At 67.3% G+C, this 1,359-nt stretch carries 1 protein-coding gene; it reads right to left on the reverse strand.

Annotated features, from left to right (window positions below; all coding sequences use genetic code 11):
• Positions 1–1,359 (reverse strand): acyltransferase domain-containing protein (locus BIV25_RS45725; RefSeq protein ID WP_143076843.1); only part of this gene is annotated, 1,359 nt, incomplete at both ends.

Consider the following 1,359-nt stretch of genomic DNA (forward strand, 5'->3'; position numbering starts at 1 on the left):
GTCAGCCAGTGGTGGTCGCCCTGGAAGGGATACGTCGGCAGGTCCGGATGCGGCACCACACGATCCGCATGCACGACCACACCCTCGACGAACGCCCGCCCCACCGCCGCCACCACATCACCGAGACCACCATGATCCCGACGCAACGTCCCCAGCACCGCGAACCCACCCTCCACATCATGCCGCAGCACCGTCTCCTCCAACGGCACCACCAACACCGGATGCGGACTCACCTCCACGAACGCCCGATACCCCGCCCCCACCAACGCCCCCACAGCCGCCTCGAAATCAACCATGTGCCGCAGATTCCGATACCAATACCCCCCGTCCAACACCGCACCCTCAACCCGCGCCCCCTCCAACGACGAGAAGAACGGAACCGAAGACACCAACGCCTCAACCGGCGCCAACACCTCCGCCAACTCGGCCTCGATCGCCTCCACATGCACCGAATGCGACGCGTAATCCACATCAACACGCCGCACCCGGACACCCGACGCCTCGGCGAAGGCGACAAGCTCGTCCAACGCATCCGCATCACCCGACACCACCGTCGACGTCGGCCCGTTCAACGCCGCCACCGACACCCGACCCGCCCAACGCCCCGCCAACTCCCCAGCACCCACGGCATCCAACGCCACCGACACCATCCCACCACGCCCCGCCAACGCCACGATCGCCCGCGACCGCAACGCCACCACCCGCGCACCATCCAACAACGACAACGCACCCGCCACCACCGCAGCAGCAATCTCACCCTGCGAATGACCCACCACCGCAGCAGGCCGCACCCCATACGACTCCCACAGAGCAGCAAGCGACACCATCACCGCCCACAACACCGGCTGCACCACATCCACCCGCTCAAACCCAGGCGCACCCTCCACCCCCCGCACCACATCCACCAACGACCACTCCACAAACTCACCCAACGCCGCCCCACACTCAGCAAACCGAGCCGCGAACACCGGCGAAGAGTCAAGGAGTTCGACCGCCATCCCCACCCACTGCGCACCCTGCCCCGGAAACACGAACACCGGATCCCCCAACACCGGCCCCCCACCGGACAACACCCCCGGCCCACCAGCCCGCAACCCAGCCACCACCTCGTCCCGCGAACCACCCACCACCACCGCACGACGCTCAAACACCGAACGCCCCGCCAACGCCCCCGCCACACCCCGCAACGACACCTCCGGATACCGCTCCAAAAACACCGCCAACCGCTCCGACAACAACCGCACACCCCCCTCACCCCGCGCAGACACCATCAACGGCACCACACCACCCTCACCCACAACACCCAGCACCGGCTCCTGCGGCGCCTCCTCCACGATCAGATGCGCATTCGTCCCGCTG

This window comes from Streptomyces sp. MUSC 14, from assembly GCF_001866675.1.
Classification (GTDB): Bacteria; Actinomycetota; Actinomycetes; order Streptomycetales; family Streptomycetaceae; genus Streptomyces.